General features: G+C 69.5%; 16 protein-coding genes and 1 pseudogene. 12 read left to right on the forward strand and 5 right to left on the reverse strand.

Going from position 1 to position 15,946, the window contains the following annotated elements; genetic code table 11:
* From ACFYP5_RS36840 to ACFYP5_RS36850, 3 genes and pseudogenes are all read left to right on the forward strand, one after another.
* Nucleotides 1–160 (forward strand): annotated as a pseudogene (locus tag ACFYP5_RS36840) (4-hydroxy-3-methylbut-2-en-1-yl diphosphate synthase); the annotation flags it as partial.
* 174 nt (nt 161–334) lie between these two features.
* Nucleotides 335–1,180: a GNAT family N-acetyltransferase gene (locus tag ACFYP5_RS36845; protein WP_389044061.1), complete on the forward strand. Its 846-nt coding sequence runs from the start codon at nt 335–337 to the stop codon at nt 1,178–1,180.
* Between the two features lie 117 nt (nt 1,181–1,297).
* Entirely contained in the window at nt 1,298–1,867 is a 570-nt protein-coding gene (locus ACFYP5_RS36850; RefSeq protein WP_389044064.1) for a GNAT family N-acetyltransferase, read from the forward strand.
* Here ACFYP5_RS36850 and ACFYP5_RS36855 read toward each other — a convergent pair.
* Complete coding sequence (locus ACFYP5_RS36855) at nt 1,864–2,760, reverse strand: IS5 family transposase (RefSeq protein ID WP_389044066.1); 897 nt, start codon at nt 2,758–2,760, stop codon at nt 1,864–1,866. The genes ACFYP5_RS36850 and ACFYP5_RS36855 overlap by 4 nt on opposite strands.
* Nucleotides 2,761–2,802: 42 nt before the next feature.
* Entirely contained in the window at nt 2,803–3,408 is a 606-nt protein-coding gene (locus tag ACFYP5_RS36860; protein ID WP_389044069.1) for a TetR family transcriptional regulator, read from the reverse strand.
* A gap of 96 nt (nt 3,409–3,504) precedes the next feature.
* Between ACFYP5_RS36860 and ACFYP5_RS36865 the strand changes: the two genes are divergently transcribed.
* Complete coding sequence (locus ACFYP5_RS36865) at nt 3,505–4,467, forward strand: aldo/keto reductase (protein ID WP_389044073.1); 963 nt, start codon at nt 3,505–3,507, stop codon at nt 4,465–4,467.
* A gap of 323 nt (nt 4,468–4,790) precedes the next feature.
* Entirely contained in the window at nt 4,791–6,488 is a 1,698-nt protein-coding gene (locus tag ACFYP5_RS36870) for a proline--tRNA ligase (protein WP_389044074.1), read from the forward strand.
* Between the two features lie 88 nt (nt 6,489–6,576).
* Here the strand turns inward: ACFYP5_RS36870 and ACFYP5_RS36875 are convergent, their stop codons facing one another.
* From ACFYP5_RS36875 to ACFYP5_RS36885, 3 genes are read right to left on the reverse strand one after another with little or no spacing between them, the layout of a single operon-like run.
* Nucleotides 6,577–7,482: an aminoglycoside phosphotransferase family protein gene (locus tag ACFYP5_RS36875; protein ID WP_389044077.1), complete on the reverse strand. Its 906-nt coding sequence runs from the start codon at nt 7,480–7,482 to the stop codon at nt 6,577–6,579.
* A gap of 29 nt (nt 7,483–7,511) precedes the next feature.
* Nucleotides 7,512–8,021 carry a ferritin-like domain-containing protein gene (locus ACFYP5_RS36880; RefSeq protein ID WP_389044079.1) on the reverse strand — a complete coding sequence of 170 codons (510 nt, stop codon included), beginning with the start codon at nt 8,019–8,021 and terminating at the stop codon, nt 7,512–7,514.
* Nucleotides 8,018–8,536, reverse strand: coding sequence for a hypothetical protein (locus ACFYP5_RS36885; protein WP_389044081.1), 519 nt, complete (start codon nt 8,534–8,536; stop codon nt 8,018–8,020). Before ACFYP5_RS36885 ends, ACFYP5_RS36880 begins: the two co-directional genes overlap by 4 nt.
* A gap of 177 nt (nt 8,537–8,713) precedes the next feature.
* On the opposite strand from ACFYP5_RS36885, the gene rimP reads away from it, so the two are divergent.
* The 7 genes from rimP to truB all read left to right on the forward strand — a co-directional run bounded on the left by rimP (nt 8,714) and on the right by truB (nt 15,916).
* The gene (gene rimP, locus ACFYP5_RS36890) at nt 8,714–9,220 is read left to right on the forward strand and encodes a ribosome maturation factor RimP (protein ID WP_389044082.1); all 507 of its coding nucleotides are present in this window, start codon (nt 8,714–8,716) and stop codon (nt 9,218–9,220) included.
* Nucleotides 9,221–9,222: 2 nt separating this feature from the next.
* A complete protein-coding gene (gene nusA, locus ACFYP5_RS36895; RefSeq protein WP_030979797.1) occupies nt 9,223–10,263 on the forward strand; it encodes a transcription termination factor NusA in 1,041 nt (346 codons plus the stop codon).
* A 225-nt stretch (nt 10,264–10,488) separates the two neighbouring features.
* A complete protein-coding gene (locus tag ACFYP5_RS36900; RefSeq protein ID WP_078879240.1) occupies nt 10,489–10,767 on the forward strand; it encodes a YlxR family protein in 279 nt (92 codons plus the stop codon).
* 149 nt (nt 10,768–10,916) lie between these two features.
* Complete coding sequence (infB, locus tag ACFYP5_RS36905) at nt 10,917–14,024, forward strand: translation initiation factor IF-2 (protein WP_389044085.1); 3,108 nt, start codon at nt 10,917–10,919, stop codon at nt 14,022–14,024.
* Between the two features lie 137 nt (nt 14,025–14,161).
* Nucleotides 14,162–14,455 carry a DUF503 domain-containing protein gene (locus tag ACFYP5_RS36910; protein ID WP_389044087.1) on the forward strand — a complete coding sequence of 98 codons (294 nt, stop codon included), beginning with the start codon at nt 14,162–14,164 and terminating at the stop codon, nt 14,453–14,455.
* A 100-nt stretch (nt 14,456–14,555) separates the two neighbouring features.
* Nucleotides 14,556–15,020 carry a 30S ribosome-binding factor RbfA gene (gene rbfA / locus ACFYP5_RS36915; protein ID WP_030933275.1) on the forward strand — a complete coding sequence of 155 codons (465 nt, stop codon included), beginning with the start codon at nt 14,556–14,558 and terminating at the stop codon, nt 15,018–15,020.
* Nucleotides 15,017–15,916, forward strand: a complete 900-nt coding sequence (gene truB, locus ACFYP5_RS36920) for a tRNA pseudouridine(55) synthase TruB (protein WP_389044089.1) — start codon at nt 15,017–15,019, stop codon at nt 15,914–15,916. Before rbfA ends, truB begins: the two co-directional genes overlap by 4 nt.
* The last annotated feature ends 30 nt before the right edge of the window (nt 15,917–15,946 follow it).

Here is a 15,946-nt window from a genome sequence, read left to right on the forward strand (position 1 = left end):
GGGGAACGGCAAGGGGCAGATCTTCGTCAAGGGCGAGATCATCAAGACGGTTCCCGAGTCGAAGATCGTCGAGACGCTCATCGAGGAAGCCCTGAAGATCGCCGAACAGATGGAGAAGGACGGCATCGCCTCCGGCGAGCCCGAGGTCTCCATCAGCTGAGGCCGATCCCCACTTCCTGACTGTGCCCCGCCCGGCGGACGAACCGCCCGGCGGGGCACGGTCGTGAGAGACCTCACGGCGGGCCGGAGGTACCGGTGACGGCCATGGGGCGGCGTCCCCCAGCCTCTTTGGGTACAGTGCGGAAATCAGCAGACCGCATGGTGAGGCCCCCTCGTGTTGACGCAGACCACCACCCGGGTCCTCGAACCCAGCGACCTCGGCGCAGCGCTCGCCATCCTGGAGAGCGAGCCCGTCGCCAACGCTTTTGTGACGTCCCGGGTTCAGATCGCAGGACTCGACCCATGGCGCCTCGGTGGCGAGATGTGGGGCTGGTACGCCGACGGCCGACTGCGGTCGCTCTGCTACTCCGGCGCCAATCTCGTCCCCATCTGCGCCACCCCCGAGGCCATCAGGGCCTTCGCCGACCGGGCCCGCCGGGCCGGCCGCCGCTGCTCCTCCATCGTCGGTCCCGCCGAAGCGACCACACAGCTGTGGCGGCTTCTCGAACCCGGCTGGGGACCCGCCCGAGAGGTCAGGGCCAACCAGCCGCTCATGGTCACCGAGAGCCCCGCCGCCGATGTGACACCCGACCCTCTCGTACGTCGCATCCGCAAGGACGAGATAGACGTCCTGATGCCGGCCTGTGTCGCGATGTTCACCGAGGAGGTCGGCATCTCTCCGCTGGCCGGTGACGGCGGACTCCTCTACCAGGCACGCGTCGCCGAGCTCATCGGCGCCGGCCGCTCCTTCGCCCGTATCGAGGACGGCAAGGTCGTCTTCAAGGCGGAGATCGGCGCGGCCACCCCGCAGGCCTGTCAGATCCAGGGTGTCTGGGTCGCCCCCGAACACCGTGGCCGCGGCTTGTCCGAGACCGGTATGGCGGCGGTCCTGCGCTACGCGCTCGCCGATGTCGCTCCGGTCGTCAGCCTGTATGTGAACGACTACAACACCGCGGCCCGCAAGGCCTACACCCGGGTCGGCTTCCGCGAGGTCGGCGCGTTCATGAGTGTGCTCTTCTGACCTCGCCGTGGGAACCGCTCCGGCCCGGCCCCGGGCACCGTTCCGGCCGGTCCGAAGGTACGCCCGACCGTCCCGGGCACGTATCCCACAGCCCGGCGCGGACAGTAGGGTCGGCGCATGGCAGCAGTTTCCGGGGGCGGTGCCCACACTCCGAGTGTCCTGGTCGGGCCGATCGATCTCGCCGCACGCGTGGACGAGGCGCTTGCCGTGCAGGCCGTCGCCTTCGGTCTAGGGCGGAACGAGGTCGACGTACGCAGGCACATCGTCCTCAGACACCTGGAGCACCCGTGTGCCCGCGCCCTCGGAGCCACCACCGAATCCGGCCGGCTCATCGGTTTCGTGTACGGCATGCCGAACGAGCGCGGCCACTGGTGGTCCACCGTCGTCGAGCCGTATCTGCGCGCCACCGGCTCCGAGGACTGGCTCGACGACTCGTTCGTGATCACCGAACTGCATGTCCACCCGGAGTTCCAGAACCAGGGCATCGGCCGTTCGTTGATCACCACCATCACGGACGCGGTCGACCAGCCCCGTTCCATCCTCTCCGCCATCGACACGGAGAGCCCGGCACGTGGTCTGTATCGCACGCTCGGCTACCGGGACCTGGCCCGACAGGTGCTGTTTCCCAGCGCTCCCAAGCCGTACGCGGTGATGGGGGCGCCTCTTCCGCTGCGCCGCCGGGCCTAAGACGTGTCTGACAATCTCTTGGTCCAGGCGATGGTGGCGTGGATGAGGACGGCGGCGCGGTAGACGATCGCGTGTTTGTCGTAGCGGGTGGCGAGGCCCCGCCATTGCTTGGTGTGGCAGAAGCGGCGTTCGATGACGTTGCGGGATTTGTAGTCGTCGGCGTCGAGGCCGACGGGTCTGCCTCCGCGTGATCCGCGCCGTTTGCGATGTCCTTGCTGGTCACTCGGTTCTGGGATCACGGCCTTGATCTTGCGGCTCCGCAGGTGCGTCCGGATCGCTCGGGACGAGTACGCCTTGTCTCCCCTGACGGCATCCGGGCGGGTGCGGGGCCGGCCGGTCGGACGGTTCACACGCAGCTGCTCCAGCATCGGCAACAGCATGGGTGAATCACCTGCCTGGCCAGGCGTGATCACAGTGACCAGAGGAAGACCGTTGCCATCGACGAGTTGGTGGATCTTCGTCGAGAGCCCACCCCGGGAGCGGCCGATGCCGTGATCAGGCGGCTCGACGCCCACATTCGTGTAGTTCGATCGATCCCCCTGCGGGCGGGTCGTGTTCGTCGCGTGCTGGTGCGCGCGAGCGATCGTCGAGTCCACCGACACCGACCAGTCGACGATGTCCTCCGCATCGGCCTGCGCTATCAGCGTCTGAACGATCCTGTCCCAGGTGCCCTCGGTTGCGAGCCGGTGATGCCACGTCCACACCGTCTGCCACGGACCGAACACCTCCGGCAGATCCCGCCACGCGATGCCGCAGCGGTATCGGTAGATGATGCCCTCCAGCATCATCCTCGCATCCGAGAACTTCCGTCCCGGCCGCCCCGTCGGCTTCGGCAACATCGGCTGGATCAACGACCACTGAGCATCAGAGAGCAACCGGAATCGCGACACCATCCAGGCTTCCAGCCAACGACGACAACCTCTGTCAGGCATGCCCTAACTATTGGATATTGTCGCGAACGCCTCGTCCAGCAGCTTGTCGAGCGGTGTAGTCCCGCCGCGATGGGTCCATTCGGCCAGCGCGATGTCGAGGCAAGCGAGTGCGGCTTGGATGAGGGTCCTCGCGCGGTACTGCCTCGTGTCCTCCGGCCCGTCGAGGCGCGCGGTGATGACGGGTTCGAGCATCACGGCCCAGGCGTTGTGCTTCTCGGCGTTGCGTGCACGCAGCGAAGCAGTGCTCATCATGACGCGCATCGCGCGCAGCCACGATTCAGTAGCAGCAGCCGCTTTGTCGGTCACCGGGTCAAATGCGCGTCGGAGCGTCGTCCACACGCTCTCACCGTCAGGACGCCCAGCGGCAGCATCGCGGACGACCATGCCGAAAGGCGCCGGGTCCTCGACGACTACGTCTTCCTTCGTCGCGAAGTAGCGGAAGAACGTCCGTGATGACATCCCGACGGCCGCGGCGATGTCATCGACCGTCGTGGCATCGAACCCTCGCTCGTCAAACAGACGCCGCGCCTGGTCGGCGAGATGGTCGCGCACTGACGAGCGCGCAAGATCCCTGAGGCCTGAGCGTGGGTCGCTGGTCGGGTTGGTCATGAGGTCATCCTATCAGTCGACGGCGGAACATGACTCTATTGTCATGCCATGACACAGATGTCGTACAGTGAAGGCACGAGAGCGAAAGGAACGGACATGCAGAAGCGAACTCTTGGCCAGCAAGGCTTGACGACGTCCGCGATCGGCTACGGCGCGATGGGCATCAACCTCGCCTACGGCCCCAGCGACGAGCAGGAGGGCGTCCAGACCATCCAGCGCGCCTTCGACCTGGGCGTCACCTTCTTCGACACCGCTCAGGTCTACGGCTGGGGCGAGAACGAGAAGGTGGTCGGACGGGCCGTGAAGGACTTCCGCGACGAGGTGCAGATCGCCACGAAGTTCGGTTTCACCAAGGAGTGGGGCCACGACAGCCGCCCGGAGAACATCCGGTCCGTGATCGACGACAGCCTCCGCTACCTCGGCACCGACCACGTCGAGTTGTTCTACCAGCACCGCGTCGACAAGAACGTGCCCATCGAGGACGTCGCCGGCACGGTGAAGGAGCTCATCGAGGCCGGCAAGGTGAAGTACTTCGGCATGAGCGAAGCTGGCCCCGAGACGATCCGCCGCGCACACGCGGTGCAGCCTGTCACCGCGCTGCAGACCGAGTACTCCCTGTTCGAGCGCGACGTCGAGGCCCTGTTCCCCACCCTCAACGAGCTGGGTATCGGTTTCGTGCCGTACGCGCCCCTCGGCCGCGGCTTCCTCACCGGTACCGCAAAGCCTGCCGAGGAGTACGACGAGACCGACTTCCGTCGCACCGACGCGCGGTGGCAGCCGGGCAACTTCGAGAAGAACGTCGAAGCGATCCGACAGCTGACCGCTCTGGCCGAGTCCAAGGGTGGCACCGTCGCTCAGCTCGCCCTTGCCTGGCTGCTGACCCGAGGGGAGCACATCGTCCCCATCCCCGGCACCCGCAATGCCAAGCGCATCGCCGAGAACGCCGGCGCCGCCGACCTCACGCTGAGCGCCGAGGACCTGGCCCGCATCGACGAGATCCTGCCGACCGGCGGCTACGGAGCCCGATACGGCTCCGCGAGCCTCCCCGACTGGGAGTGACGTGCCCGTCCGGCAATAAGCGCGGAGCGGTGCCGCGGCCTTCGCGCCGCACCGCTCCGCGCTGCCGTGCGCCAGATGTCGCGGAATCACCGCGCGCGAGACGGCGTTCTAGCGACGGAAGTCGCTGACCGAGTCGCTCGCACGGCCCCGGAACGCGTAGACGCGGTTGGACGAGGTAACTGGAACCGCGACCTCACTCCAGGCTCCCAGCCAACGACGACCACCTTTGTCAGACACGTCCTAGGACGGCACCAATCGATTTCCGCCCGCCCGTACCACCCGGCTAACCTCCTGCACATCACCCTTCCGAGCAGGAGTTCACCATGGCCCAGGTCCAGCGCATGTCCCGATTGATGATCAAGACACTGCGCGACGACCCGGCGGACGCCGAGACGCTCAACCACAAGCTGCTCGTCCGGGCCGGATACGTACGCCGCACCGCCGCCGGAATCTGGACCTGGCTGCCCCTGGGCAAGAAGGTCCTGGAGAACATCACGCGCGTCGTGCGCGAGGAGATGGACGCCATCGGCGGCCAGGAGGTCCTGCTGCCGGCGCTGCTCCCCAAGGAGTCGTACGACGCGAGCGGCCGCTACGACGAGTACGGCGACCTGCTCTTCAGGCTCAAGGACCGCAAGGGCGCTGAGTACCTCCTCGGCCCCACCCACGAAGAGATCTTCACCCAGGTCGTCAAGGATCAGATCACGTCCTACAAGGACCTGCCCGTGATCCTGTACCAGATCCAGACCAAGTACCGCGACGAGGCCCGCCCCCGCGCCGGAGTGCTGCGCGGCCGCGAGTTCCAGATGAAGGACTCGTACTCCTTCGACACCACCGACGAGGGCCTGATCGAGGCCTACCAGCTGCACCGCGCCGCCTACATCCGCATCTTCGAGCGGCTCGGCCTCGACCACCGCATCGTCTCCGCGGTCTCCGGCGCGATGGGCGGCTCGGCGTCCGAGGAGTTCCTGGCGCCCGCCCCGGCCGGCGAGGACACCTTCGTCGACTGTCCCGCCTGCGACTACGCGGCCAACACGGAGGCCGTGACCTTCAAGGCCACCCCGGACGGCTCGGCGCACGGCCCCGTCGAGGAGCTGGACACCCCGGACACCCCGACCATCGAGACGCTCGCCGCCCACCTCGGGGTCCCGGCCTCCGCGACGCTGAAGAACCTTCTGGTCAAGGTCGACGGCGAGATCGTCGCCGTGGGCGTCCCCGGCGACCGCGAGGTCGACCTCGGCAAGCTCGGCGAGCACCTGGCCCCGGCCGTCGTCGAGCTGGTCACCGGCGAGGACTTCGTGGGCCGTCCCGACCTGGTACGCGGCTACGTCGGCCCGCAGGGCCTGGAGAAGGTCCGCTACATCGCCGACCCGCGCATCGCCCCCGGCACCGCCTGGGTCACCGGCGCCAACAAGCCCGACACCCACGCCAAGAACGTCGTCTGCGGCCGCGACTTCGAGGTCGACGACTACCTCGACGTCGTCGTCGTCGAGGCGGGCGACCCGTGCCCCAAGTGCGGTACCGGCCTGAAGCTGGACCGTGCCATCGAGATCGGCCACATCTTCCAGCTGGGCCGCAAGTTCGCGGACGCCTTCCAGCTCGATGTGCTCGGCCAGAACGGCAAGCCCGTCCGCGTCACCATGGGCTCGTACGGCATCGGCGTCTCCCGCGCCGTCGCCGCACTCGCCGAGCAGACAGCCGACGAGCAGGGCCTGTGCTGGCCGCGCGAGATCGCCCCGGCCGACGTCCACCTCGTCGCCGCCGGCAAGGCGCTCCAGACCGAGCTGGCCCTCGAGGTCGCCGAGAAGCTCGGCGCCGCGGGCGTGCGGGTCCTGGTCGACGACCGCGCCGGTGTCTCGCCCGGTGTGAAGTTCACCGACGCCGAGCTGATCGGTGTGCCGAAGATCCTGGTCGCGGGCCGCCGCTCGGCCGAGGGCGTCCTGGAGCTCAAGGACCGCCGTACGGGCGAGCGCGAGGAGCTGACGGTCGACGAGGCGATCGCCCGTCTCACCGTGCAGGGCTGACGCCCGCTCAGACCGACGAGGGCCCCCGCGCTGTCCGGCAGCGTGGGGGCCCTCGGCCGTTCGTCACCGGGCGGCGCCGTCGTGACGGCTACAGCCAGCCGGCGAACTCCAGGGTCAGCTCGCCTTCCCGGCGACGGCCGACCTCCAGCGCGCGGGTGCCCGACTCCACCGCACGGAACAGCGTCCAGCCATGGAGCCGTTCCCGGTCCACGTCCAGCGAATCCGCCAGCTTGTTGACCCGGCGACGGGCGGTCGCCGCGCCGCCGGGGGACGCGATCAGGTCCTCCACCCGGTCACGTACCAGTCGCGCCAGGTCGTAGGCGCGCTCGCCGACCAGCGGCTCCGGCCCGACCGTCAGCCAGGGCGTCCGTTCGCCCGCCAGTACCTTGCTCTGGCGGAAGTTGCCGTGCAGCAGCAGGACTTCGGGGGAGTGGGCGACCAGCTCCTCGCGAGCCGCCAGGGCCGCGGAGACCAGTGGTTCCAGCATCGGGTCGGCCTTCGCGGCAGCGCGCATCGGTTCCGTCCGGCGGCCCGTCCGCTTCTCGACGGTCTCGAAGGAGTGTCCGGCAGGCGGTTCGACCCATAGCCGCCGCACCGTCCCCGCCGCCTCCAGCAGCGCCTTCGCCTCCGGAAGCGAACGCAGCGAGACCTCGGGATGCAGCCGTTCCAGCAGCAGCGCGCCGCCATCGGAGCCCATGAGCTGTACCGCGCCCCAGCCGTTCCAGTGCGCCAGTGCCGCGCTTTCCAGCTCGGGCGCGGCCCCGGACGGAGCGATCTTCAGTGCCGCCGGGGTGCCGTCGGAGCGCCGCACCAGCAGAACCAGGCTGCTGCGCCCACCGGGCGCGGCCACCCGCTCCACGGTCAGCTCCGGCCCGTTCGCGGACAGCGCCTCGGCGGTCAGTGCGGGAAGCCGCGCGAGCCAGTCGGCGGCGGCCGGATCCCCGTACACCTCGCCGAGCGCTCGCACCAGACGCTGCGGCGGTTCGAAACCCATACGTGCTGTGTTCCCTTTCAGAGCCTTCTTCAGTGCGTCGGACCTGCCCCGGTCTTCGCAGTGGTGCCTGCCGTCGCATCGGTCCCGGTCGGACGGTCCGTCCCGGTGGTTCCGTCGGCGGACCGCTCGGCAAGCCCGGGAAAGGTTACGCCGCTGCCCCGCCAGCGGACCGCACGCACCGCGGCTTCCCGCAGCGCATCCGCGGCCTCTCGTCTGAGTGGCCCTCCGGCAGCCCGTACGAGATCGGAGTAGACGTCCGCGATCCGGTCCTCCAGGAGTCCGGCGAGTTTCACCGCCGCCGCCGAGTCCGGCACCGCGAACGGCAGAGCGTACGCGGAATCGGCAGCGACCGGTTCACCGCCCAGGTCCTGCACGGTCCGCACCAGCGCGTCGCGCCGGGCCCGGTGCGCGTGGTAAGCCGCCGTGGCCTCTGCCCGGCGGCCGTCGGCGACCCGGCCGCCGACCACCCCGTACCCGTACACCGCCGCATGTTCGGCGGCCAGCGATGCCTGCGCCGCCTGCAGCGTCTGCGCGCTCATGACGAGGTCTCCTTGGCCAGCTCGGTCAGCAGGTAGGCATGGGCGGCGCCCGCCGCGGCAATCGACGCCAGCAGCCGGGCCAGCTCCGGAGGTGCCTTCAGAAGTGTCGCCGTATGCGCGTCGGCGGTACGGCGCTCCGCCGCGGCCAGTTCTTCGACGGCGGCCTTCGCGTCGGTGGCGGGCGGGTGCGGGAGGGCGAGCGCCCTGCCCGCGCCCTGCGACAGCGCCGTCGTGTGTGCCCTTACGGCGTCCCGCAGCGGTGTGAGTCCGGCCTCGGTCCCCGGATGCGCCTTGACGACCTGGTCGTACTGGACGAGCAGCTTCCGGCTCGTGGTGGCGGCCGTCAGCCGCAAGGTGTTCTCCACCTGGGCCGCAGCGGCTTGTGCGTCGGCGATCATGGCGTCCTTCCGCCCGTCGCCGCCGTCATCGCCCCCGCAGCCGGCCAGTGCCGCCCCCAGAGCGATCGCCCCCGTCGCGGTGAGCGCACCCCTGCGCGTCGTCCCCGTGCGCCGCACCTGTTCTCCTTCGGGTGTCGATCTGTCCTGACAGGATCTGTCCTGAAGTGATCACCGCAGGCGAGCGTACCCGCGGCCGAGCGGTCGGCGGACGGCAACACCCCTCGGGACCGGATACCCTTTGACCTGACACGCGACGAACCACACAACAGCACACGCGGCCGAGGAGTCACCCGGATGAGCACCACCCAGAGCGAGAGGCTGCGCGGGCTGCTCGAACCGCTCGTCAGCGCCAAGGAGCTGGATCTCGAGGAGATCGAGGTGTCCCGGGCGGGCCGCCGTCGTGTGCTGCGCATCATCGTGGATTCGGACGAGGGCGTGGAGCTCGATGCCTGCGCCGAGCTGAGCCGCGCGATCTCCGAGAAGCTCGACGAGACCGACGCGATGGGCGAGGACGAGTACGTCCTCGAAGTGAGCTCTCCCGGTGCCGACCGTCCGCTGACGGAGCACCGCCACTACGTACGCGCCACCGGCCGACTGGTGAAGCTGCAGCTGACCACCGAGGGATCCGCCGGCGAAGTGGTGGCCCGCATCATCGCGGTCGACGACGACGGGCTGGACCTCGAAGTGCCGGGCGTCAAGGGCCGCAGGCCCACGTCCCGCCGGGTCGCCTTCGACGAGATCGCCAAGGCGCGCGTGGAGATCGAATTCAACCGCAAGGACAAGAAGGAAGAGGAGGCGTAGCCGTGGACATCGATGTGAAGCTCTTGAGGGGCTTGGCACAGGACAAGGAGATCCCCTTCGACGTGCTCGTCGAGGCGATCGAGTCGGCCCTCCTCATCGCCTACCACCGCACCGACGGGAGCTACCGCCGCGCGCGCGTGGAGCTCAACGAGCGCGGCCATGTGACGGTGTGGGCGAAGGAGGACCCGGCCGACCTCGAAGAGGGCCAGGAGCCCAAGGAGTTCGACGACACCCCGTCCGGCTTCGGCCGGATCGCCGCGACGACGGCCAAGCAGGTCATCCTGCAGCGACTGCGTGACGCCGAGGACGACAAGACGTTCGGCGAATACGCGGGCCACGAGGGCGATGTCGTCACCGGTGTCGTCCAGCAGGGCAAGGACCCGAAGAATGTCCTGGTCGACATCGGCAAGCTGGAAGCGATCCTGCCGGTGCAGGAGCAGGTGCCGGGCGAGGAGTACACGCACGGTCTGCGGCTTCGTTCGTATGTCGTACGGGTCGCCAAGGGTGTGCGCGGGCCGTCCGTGACCCTGTCCCGGACCCACCCCAGCCTGGTCAAGAAGCTCTTCGCACTGGAGGTCCCGGAGATCGCCGACGGTTCCGTCGAGATCTGCGCGATCGCCCGTGAGGCCGGCCACCGCACCAAGATCGCGGTCCGCTCGACCCGCTCGGGCCTGAACGCCAAGGGTGCCTGCATCGGCCCGATGGGCGGGCGTGTCCGCAACGTCATGGCCGAACTGCACGGCGAGAAGATCGACATCGTGGACTGGTCGGACGACCCGGCCGAGATGGTCGCGAACGCGCTGTCGCCCGCCCGGGTGAGCAAGGTCGAGGTCGTGGACCTCGGAGCGCGGTCCGCCCGGGTCACCGTCCCCGACTACCAGCTGTCCCTGGCCATCGGCAAGGAGGGACAGAACGCCCGCCTCGCCGCCCGCCTCACCGGATGGCGCATCGACATCCGCCCGGACACCGAGACCGACGCCGAGCGGGACATCGCCGACCGGGAGCGGGCCGAGCGCGCCCGCGACCGGTCCGACCGGTACTGATCCGGTACGGAATCGGCCGGCGCCGGTCCGAGCAGTGGACCGGCGCCTGTCCGGACGGCGGACCCGTCCGGTCCGGGAGATGGACCCGGAAACGGTCAGGAGCACGGGCCCGACATTGGGGGCCCCGGGGAATGGATCCACGCTCCATGCCGCTGAGAACACGACAACATCCGTTCGATTTTTGCCCCAAAGGGGTGAGGTCGGTGCGGGGAGGTAGACTTAACCGTGTCTGGCCGGACGCACGCCCGCGCTTGCCCTGAGCGAACCTGTGTGGGATGCCGGGAGCGAGCGGCCAAGAGCGAGCTGCTGCGCATCGCGGTGGACGAGGATGCTTGCGTCCCCGATCCTCGCGGTACGCTGCCCGGCCGGGGTGCATATGTGCACCCCGTCACTGTCTGTCTGGACCTGGCGGTTCGCCGCCGGGCATTCCCCCGGGCCTTCAAGGCCAAGGGGCCGCTCGATTCCGCGGAAGTGCAGCGGTACGTCGAGCGGGTGACACCGTAAGAAACGAGAACGGCACGGGACCCCGTGCGGTCAGGTACCTCGCGAGTTGGAAGTAGGTCGAGATTGCGATGAGCACTCGATGAGTACGCGATGAGTACGCCCATGAAGTAGCGACGGTCCGGCGGTAACCCGGACCTAAAAGGAGCGAAGTGGCTAAGGTCCGGGTATACGAACTCGCCAAGGAGTTCGGCGTCGAGAGCAAGGTCGTCATGGCCAAGCTCCAAGAACTCGGTGAATTCGTCCGTTCGGCGTCCTCGACGATCGAGGCGCCGGTTGTACGCAAGTTGACTGACGCACTGCAGGGGCCCGGCGGCAACGCCGGCAAGTCCGCTGCGAAGCCTGGCGCGCCTCGCAAGGCCGCGCCCACAAAGCCCGCAGCGCCCTCCCCGGCTGCTGCGGCACGTCCCGCTGCCCCGAAGCCCGGCGCCCCGGCCCCCAAGCCGGCCGCAGCCGAGGCCCCCGGCAGCACCCCTACCGCTGCCGCGCCTTCCGCGCCGTCGGCGGGCCCGCGTCCGGGTCCCAAGCCCGCGCCGAAGCCCGCTCCGGTCACCCCGGTGCCCGCAGCAGAGTTCTCCGCTCCGGCCCCGGCCCAGCCGGCCGCGCCGCAGCAGGCCCCGCGTCCCGCGGGTGCCACCCCCGGTCCTCGCCCCGCCCGTCCGGCTCCGGCCGGCGGCCAGCGTGACGGTGGCCGTGGCGGCGAGCGTGACGGTGGCCGTGGCGGCGACCGTCCGGCCCGTCCCGCAGGCCAGGGCGCCCCGCGCCCCGGCGGCTCCCGTCCGGCGGGTCCCCGTCCGGGCAACAACCCCTTCACCTCCGGTGGCTCGACGGGCATGGCCCGTCCGCAGGCACCCCGTCCCGGTGGCGCCCCGCGTCCCGGTGGCGGCCAGGAGCGTCCGGGCGCCTCGCGTCCGCAGGGCGGCCCCGGTGGCGCCCCGCGTCCGCAGGGTCAGGGCGGTGCTCGTCCGACTCCGGGCGGCATGCCCCGTCCGCAGTCTCCGCGTCCGGGCGGTGCGCCCGGTGGTAACCGTCCGAACCCCGGCATGATGCCGCAGCGTCCCGCTGCCGGCCCGCGTCCCGGTGGTGGCCCCGGCGGTGGCCGTGGTCCCGGTGGCGGCGCAGGCCGTCCCGGTGGCGGTGGCGGTGCAGGTCGTCCCGGCGGCGGCTTCGCCGGCCGTCCGGCCGGTCCCGGTGGCGGTGGCGGCGGTTTCGCCGGTCGTCCCGGTGGCGGCGGTGGCGGTGGCGGCGCAGGCCGTCCCGGTGGCGGTGGCGGCGGCTTCGGCGGTCGTCCCGGCTTCGGTGGACGTCCCGGCGGCCCCGGTGGCCGTGGTGGCACACAGGGTGCGTTCGGCCGTCCCGGCGGTCCCGCGCGTCGTGGTCGTAAGTCGAAGCGGCAGAGGCGCCAGGAGTACGAGGCCATGCAGGCCCCGTCGGTGGGCGGCGTCATGCTGCCTCGCGGCAACGGGCAGGCTGTCCGGCTGTCGCGCGGTGCCTCCCTCACCGACTTCGCGGAGAAGATCAACGCCAACCCGGCGTCGCTCGTCGCCGTGATGATGAACCTCGGCGAGATGGTCACTGCCACGCAGTCCGTCTCCGACGAGACCCTGAGGCTGCTGGCCGAGGAGATGAACTACATCCTCGAGATCGTCAGCCCGGAGGAGGAGGACCGCGAGCTGCTCGAGTCCTTCGACATCGAGTTCGGCGAGGACGAGGGCGGCGAAGAGGCTCTGGTCTCGCGTCCGCCGGTCGTGACCGTCATGGGTCACGTCGACCACGGTAAGACCCGACTGCTGGACGCGATCCGCAAGACGAACGTCGTTGCGGGCGAGGCCGGCGGCATCACGCAGCACATCGGTGCGTACCAGGTCTCCTCCGAGGTCAACGGTGAGGACCGCAGGATCACCTTCATCGACACCCCGGGTCACGAGGCGTTCACCGCCATGCGTGCCCGTGGTGCGAAGTCCACCGACATCGCGATCCTCGTGGTGGCGGCGAACGACGGTGTGATGCCCCAGACGATCGAGGCACTGAACCACGCCAAGGCGGCCGACGTGCCGATCGTGGTCGCGGTCAACAAGATCGACGTCGAGGGTGCCGACCCGACCAAGGTGCGCGGTCAGCTCACCGAGTTCGGTCTGGTGGCCGAGGAGTACGGCGGCGACACGATGTTCGTCGACATCTCCGCGAAGCAGGGCCTCAACATCGAGGCGCTTCTGGAGGCCGTCGTCCTCACCGCCGACGCCTCGCTCGACCTGCGGGCCAACCCGGAGCAGGACGCGCAGGGTATTGCGATCGAGTCCCACCTCGACCGCGGCCGTGGTGCCGTTGCGACCGTCCTGGTCCAGCGAGGCACGCTGCGCGTCGGCGACACGATGGTGGTCGGCGACGCCTACGGCCGAGTCCGCGCCATGCTCGACGACAAGGGTGAGAACGTCGAGGTAGCGGGTCCGTCGACCCCCGTCCTCGTCCTCGGTCTCACCAACGTCCCGGGTGCCGGCGACAACTTCCTGGTGGTCGACGAGGACCGTACGGCCCGTCAGATCGCCGAGAAGCGTGCCGCCCGTGAGCGCAACGCCAACTTCGCCCGCAAGGGTGTCCGGTTCTCCCTGGAGAACCTGGACGAGGCGCTCAAGGCCGGTCTGGTCCAGGAACTCAACCTCATCATCAAGGGCGACGCGTCCGGTTCGGTGGAGGCTCTCGAGTCCTCGCTGCTCCAGCTCGACGTCGGTGACGAGGTCGACATCCGGGTCCTGCACCGCGGTGTGGGTGCGGTCACCGAGTCGGACATCGACCTGGCGACCGGCTCCGACGCCATCGTGATCGGCTTCAACGTGCGCGCCGCAGGGCGTGCGCAGCAGATGGCCGAGCGCGAAGGCGTGGACGTCCGGTACTACTCGGTCATCTACCAGGCGATCGAAGAGATCGAAGCGGCCCTCAAGGGCATGCTCAAGCCGGAGTACGAAGAGGTCGAGCTCGGTACGGCGGAGATCCGCGAGATCTTCCGCTCGTCCAAGCTGGGCAACATCGCCGGTGTGCTGGTCCGGTCCGGCGAGGTCAAGCGCAACACCAAGGCGCGCCTGCTGCGCGATGGCAAGGTCATCGCGGAGAACCTCAACATCTCCGGTCTGCGCCGCTTCAAGGACGACGTCACCGAGATCCGCGAAGGCTTCGAGGGCGGTATCAACCTCGGAAACTTCAACGACATCAAGATCGACGACGTCATCGCGACGTACGAGATGCGCGAGAAGCCGCGAGGCTGACCCGTACCTCAACAGTCGGGGCCGGTCGACGGGTCGTATTCCCGTCGATCGGCCCCGGCCGTTCCGTGTACGGTTCTTGTGTCCCTGCCAAGAACTGGCAGGGCACGAACCCGAACCGGCGGGACATCCGGACATACATGTATGTGGGGACACTGTCCTTCGATCTGCTCCTCGGCGACGTACGGTCGTTGAAGGAGAAACGCTCCATCGTCCGGCCGATCGTCGCCGAGCTGCAGCGCAAGTACGCGGTGAGTGCGGCGGAGACGGGGGGACAGGATCTGCATCGCAGGGCAGAGATCGGCCTTGCCGTGGTCTCCGGGGACTCCGGACACCTCACAGACGTACTGGACCGGTGCGAGCGGCTGGTCGCCGCCCGGCCCGAGGTGGAGCTGCTGTCGGTTCGACGGCGGCTGCACAGCGACGAAGACTGAACAACGTCAGAACTGTTCGACGCGGCACCGTCCGACGCACAGGCGTCGGACCCCGGAAGCGTCGGACCGTAAGCAACCCAGAAGGAAGAGTGACGGACCGGTGACCGACAACGCGCGGGCCCGCAAGCTGGCCGATCGCATCCAGGTCGTGGTCGCGGAGACCCTGGACCGGCGTATCAAGGATCCGCGGCTCGGATTCGTGACCATCACGGACGCCCGGGTGACCGGCGACCTGCGGGAGGCCACGGTCTTCTACACGGTCTACGGCGACGACGAGGAGCGGGCGGCATCCGCCGCAGCGCTGGAGAGCGCCAAGGGTGTGCTCCGCTCCGAGGTCGGCCGGCAGACCGGGGTCCGGTTCACGCCGACCCTGGCCTTCGTCCCGGATGCCCTGCCGGACAACGCCCGCACCATCGAGGACCTCCTCGACAAGGCGCGAGCCAAGGACGCGGAGGTTCGCGAGGTGTCCACCGGCGCGAAGTACGCGGGTGACGCCGACCCGTACCGCAAGCCGGAGGACGAAGCGGACGAGTCCGACGAGAACGAGGGCTCAGCCTCCGAATGACACAGCAGAACAGGACGCCGGACGGCCTTGTCATCGTCGACAAGCCGTCCGGCTTCACTTCGCACGACGTCGTCGCCAAGATGCGCGGCATCGCCCGCACCCGCCGCGTCGGGCACGCCGGCACGCTGGACCCGATGGCGACCGGCGTTCTCGTGCTCGGTGTCGAGAAGGCCACCAAGCTCCTCGGCCATCTCGCACTGACCGAGAAGGAGTACCTCGGCACGATCCGGCTCGGCCAGGACACCGTCACGGACGACGCGGAGGGCGAGATCACCTCGTCCACCGATGCGTCGGGCGTCACGCGTGAGGGCATCGACGCCGGTGTCGCGGCGCTGACCGGGGCGATCATGCAGGTGCCTTCCAAGGTCAGCGCCATCAAGATCGACGGCAAGCGGTCGTACGCGCGGGTGCGCGGAGGCGAGGAGTTCGAGATCCCGGCCCGGCCGGTGACGATCTCGTCCTTCAACGTCTACGACGTCCGCGAGGCGGTCGCGGAGGACGGGACCCCGGTCGTCGACCTGGTCGTCTCCGTCGTCTGCTCCTCCGGTACGTACATCCGCGCCCTCGCCCGTGACCTGGGCGCCGGACTGGGTGTCGGTGGGCATCTGACCGCTCTGCGGCGGACCCGCGTCGGTCCGTACGGTCTCGATGCGGCGCGGACGCTGGATCAGCACCAGGAGGAGCTGACGGTGATGCCGGTCGCGGAGGCCGCCGCCGCCGCGTTCCCCCGCTGGGACGTGGACGAGAAGCGGGCCAAACTGCTGCTGAACGGGGTGCGGCTGGACATGCCCTCGTACCCGCCGGGCCCGGTCGCGGTCTTCGGGCCCGACGGAACCTTCCTGGTACTCGTCGAGGAGCAGAAGGGCAAGGCCAGGAGCCTCGCCGTCTTCGGCTGACGGCGGGCCGCCGGCGTCGGGATCGCGACC

This window comes from Streptomyces sp. NPDC005262 (assembly GCF_042872425.1).
Taxonomy (GTDB): domain Bacteria; phylum Actinomycetota; class Actinomycetes; order Streptomycetales; family Streptomycetaceae; genus Streptomyces.

Excerpts from the sequence above, each read along its gene's own strand:
- ACFYP5_RS36850 (WP_389044064.1), top strand. The coding sequence starts at position 1,298 with ATGGCAGCAGTTTCCGGGGGCGGTGCCCACACTCCGAGTGTCCTGGTC.
- ACFYP5_RS36855 (WP_389044066.1), bottom strand. The coding sequence starts at position 2,760 with ATGGTGTCGCGATTCCGGTTGCTCTCTGATGCTCAGTGGTCGTTGATC.
- ACFYP5_RS36860 (WP_389044069.1), bottom strand. The coding sequence starts at position 3,408 with ATGACCAACCCGACCAGCGACCCACGCTCAGGCCTCAGGGATCTTGCG.
- ACFYP5_RS36865 (WP_389044073.1), top strand. The coding sequence starts at position 3,505 with ATGCAGAAGCGAACTCTTGGCCAGCAAGGCTTGACGACGTCCGCGATC.
- ACFYP5_RS36870 (WP_389044074.1), top strand. The coding sequence starts at position 4,791 with ATGGCCCAGGTCCAGCGCATGTCCCGATTGATGATCAAGACACTGCGC.
- ACFYP5_RS36875 (WP_389044077.1), bottom strand. The coding sequence starts at position 7,482 with ATGGGTTTCGAACCGCCGCAGCGTCTGGTGCGAGCGCTCGGCGAGGTG.
- ACFYP5_RS36880 (WP_389044079.1), bottom strand. The coding sequence starts at position 8,021 with ATGAGCGCGCAGACGCTGCAGGCGGCGCAGGCATCGCTGGCCGCCGAA.
- rimP (WP_389044082.1), top strand. The coding sequence starts at position 8,714 with ATGAGCACCACCCAGAGCGAGAGGCTGCGCGGGCTGCTCGAACCGCTC.
- ACFYP5_RS36910 (WP_389044087.1), top strand. The coding sequence starts at position 14,162 with ATGTATGTGGGGACACTGTCCTTCGATCTGCTCCTCGGCGACGTACGG.
- truB (WP_389044089.1), top strand. The coding sequence starts at position 15,017 with ATGACACAGCAGAACAGGACGCCGGACGGCCTTGTCATCGTCGACAAG.